This is a genomic window from Hydrocoleum sp. CS-953 (assembly GCF_002260545.1).
In the GTDB taxonomy this organism is placed as follows: Bacteria; Cyanobacteriota; Cyanobacteriia; order Cyanobacteriales; family Microcoleaceae; genus Trichodesmium.
Genome location: NZ_LGSU01000349.1, coordinates 1 through 2,833 on the forward strand (window position 1 = coordinate 1; position 2,833 = coordinate 2,833).

The following is a 2,833-nucleotide window of genomic DNA, read 5'->3' on the forward strand; positions in this document are numbered from 1 at the left end:
GGAGTAGAGGCTTTATCTAATTTACAAGCTTTTACAAAGTGGGTGCCAAGACCTAATAAAAATGACTAAAAAGTTGGTTGAGGAAAATAAAAATATTTCCGAAAACATCAGAGACGTCAGCAAGGAAGGCGATCGATGCGGAAAACAACAAAACGAGCAGGTATCTATACAGCAGTAGCTTGCGCTCTGATAGGTAGCGCCGTCATGACCGCGCAAGCCGTGCCGGTTCAGGTTTTCTTCGGAGAGGACCTGCACAACAGCCGCTCCACGCGCCTGCCATCGACGCCGAACGCCACCGCAGCGGAAGCAGAGTTTTTGGCACGACTGAGCGGTACGGGTACAGAAGACTTCGAGAGCTTTTCGCCAGGCTCCGTTTCTTCCCTAGAGCTGACCTTTCCCGGGAGTATGGGATCATCCATCACCGCAAGTCTTTCCAATCCCTCGGGATCTTCGATCGGCGTCACCAACCTCGGGAGCGGGACGAACGGGTTCGGGCGCTATCCGATTTCAGGCGATCATTACCTTGACGTCGACGGCGCGAACTTCGCCATCTCCTTCGACAGCGACATTGCGGCCTTCGGGTTCTATGGCATCGACATTGGCGATTTCGGCGGCGCGCTATCTCTCGAACTTTTCGGATTCTTTTTGAGCGATCGCCTGTAAATAATCTTTTTGTTTAAGAGCAAGTAATCCAGCTTTTAAAGATGGTTTTTCTGGCACATAGTTATCTGGGGCAGAAGATGTTTTATCTATCATTGACTGAATTGTTGAGTTATATTTTACTGAATTTCACCAGCCAAATACCAATTCTTCTGATTATTAGCAATTTTCAATACTATTCAATTTAAATTGCCAGAGTTTTTTATATCTAAAAATAGAGTATCAATCAAAAAAAATTGGCTTTAAACAACAAATAATTTTACGTTTAAAAATTTAAAGTTATTAATTTAGGTAAGTAGGTTGGCGTTAAAATTTATCCTTATGAAAAGATAGGAGGTAGAAGAGAGGAGGAAAGATATTTTTGATAACTTTACCTCCTTGTTGCATACTTTTGTTTTTTGTGTCTACCTGCTTATAGTNCCGAAAAGTTATTAATTTAGGTAAGTAGGTTGGCGTTAAAATTTATCCTTATGAAAAGATAGGAGGTAGAAGAGAGGAGGAAAGATATTTTTGATAACTTTACCTCCTTGTTGCATACTTTTGTTTTTTGTGTCTACCTGCTTATAGTCATAGTAGATTGTATGCTGAAAATTTTGGAACTGTTAATTTTAAACGAGACGATACCTATCAAATTTTAGCTCTTAAACTGCATAGTCTGTAGCTATATAGCAATCCTATTTCAATTGTAATATTTTTGTGCTAGGGGCGATTTCTTGCGGAATGCTTTGCAAAAGACAAAATGCTAATTACCTCTACAGGAATCAGAATTTTGAAGGTTTTTCGTCAATCTTAACTATTATAAAAATTATCACAAATCATTTAGGATTGCTATAGCACTCTTATTTGAGTCCTGTAAAAAATGTTTGTTACTTTTCAGGCAAGAGGTAACAGACAAAAGAAGGGAGTTTCAGAGTTTTTATCCATTTTTTGATTGATGATAAATCATTTAGAATTGCTATAGTAACTGTAGTCGAAACAATGGAATATCAAGAGTCAAACTTCTTCCTTCTGCTATAAAATTAACACTAAAGTAAAAAAAAGCTTTTATCCTTATAATTAAGGTTGGAAAAAACTGGCTGAAATTAATTTATGACACTAAAACTGTACAATTCACTAACTCGTCAAGAAGAAAACTTTCAATCCCTAGAGCCTGGTAAAATTAAAATGTATACCTGTGGTGTTACAGTATACGACTATTGTCATTTAGGTCATGCCCGTTCTTATATTGTATGGGATACAATCCGCCGATATCTAATGTGGCAAGGTTATCAAGTACGGTATGTGCAAAATTTTACTGATATAGACGATAAAATTCTCAACCGGGCCAGAGAAACAGGCAGTTCGATGGAGTCGGTGGCCGAACGTTTCACAGAAGCATACTTTGAGGATATGAAACGCTTAAATGTCCTAGAAGCAGATGAATACCCTAGGGCCACTCAGACAATAGATGGGATTAAACAGTTAATCAAGGATTTAGAAAAAAAAGGTTTTGCTTACCCTTCTGGAGGGGATGTTTATTATCAGGTGCGGAAATTTTCTGAATATGGGAAACTTTCAGGCCGTCGTTTGGAAGAAATGCAAGCTGGTGCAAGTGGTAGAGTAGAGTCAGAAAATTTAGAAACTGCTAAAAAGAAAGACCCATTTGATTTTGCCCTCTGGAAAGCAGCAAAAGATGGAGAACCTGCATGGGAGTCTCCCTGGGGAAAAGGAAGACCAGGTTGGCATATTGAATGTTCGGCAATGGTGCGAGACTGCTTGGGGGAAACTATAGATATTCATACTGGCGGAGCAGACTTAATTTTTCCTCACCATGAAAATGAAATTGCTCAGTCGGAAGCTGCTACGGGAAAATCTTATGTAAGATATTGGCTCCATAATGGTTTTGTGACTATTAATGGAGAAAAAATGTCAAAGTCCCTAGGAAATTTTACCACAATTCGGGATTTATTAGATAGACCTGTAGAGCCAATGGCTGTCAGAATGTTTGTTTTAACTGCTCAATATCGGAAACCTATTGACTTTACTCAAGAGGCGATCGCTTCTGCTGAAAATGGTTGGAATACGATTAAGGAGGGTATATTATTTCCTCAGCAACATGGTTCTAAATTAGATGGGAAATGCCAGAAAAAACCTTATCTGAAGAGACAAAGTTATTAACTTTTCAGGTAGAAAA

Annotated in this window: 2 protein-coding genes and 1 pseudogene; 2 read left to right on the plus strand and 1 reads right to left on the minus strand. The window is 38.8% G+C overall.

Features of this window, described 5'->3' with window-relative positions:
• Positions 1-204 precede the first annotated feature (204 nt).
• On the plus strand, positions 205-663 hold the full coding sequence (locus AFK68_RS34410; RefSeq protein WP_143437473.1) for a hypothetical protein: 459 nt from the start codon (positions 205-207) through the stop codon (positions 661-663).
• On the opposite strand, the gene AFK68_RS36240 is transcribed toward AFK68_RS34410, so the two are convergent.
• A complete protein-coding gene (locus tag AFK68_RS36240) occupies positions 619-756 on the minus strand; it encodes a hypothetical protein (RefSeq protein WP_168186304.1) in 138 nt (45 codons plus the stop codon). The two genes, AFK68_RS34410 and AFK68_RS36240, sit on opposite strands and share 45 nt — an antisense overlap.
• A gap of 993 nt (positions 757-1,749) precedes the next feature.
• On the opposite strand from AFK68_RS36240, the pseudogene cysS reads away from it, so the two are divergent.
• A pseudogene (gene cysS / locus AFK68_RS03275) lies at positions 1,750-2,787 on the plus strand (cysteine--tRNA ligase); the annotation flags it as partial.
• Positions 2,788-2,833: the final 46 nt, after the last annotated feature.

Excerpts from the sequence above, each read along its gene's own strand:
- AFK68_RS36240 (WP_168186304.1), bottom strand. The coding sequence starts at position 756 with ATGATAGATAAAACATCTTCTGCCCCAGATAACTATGTGCCAGAAAAA.
- AFK68_RS34410 (WP_143437473.1), top strand. The coding sequence starts at position 205 with ATGACCGCGCAAGCCGTGCCGGTTCAGGTTTTCTTCGGAGAGGACCTG.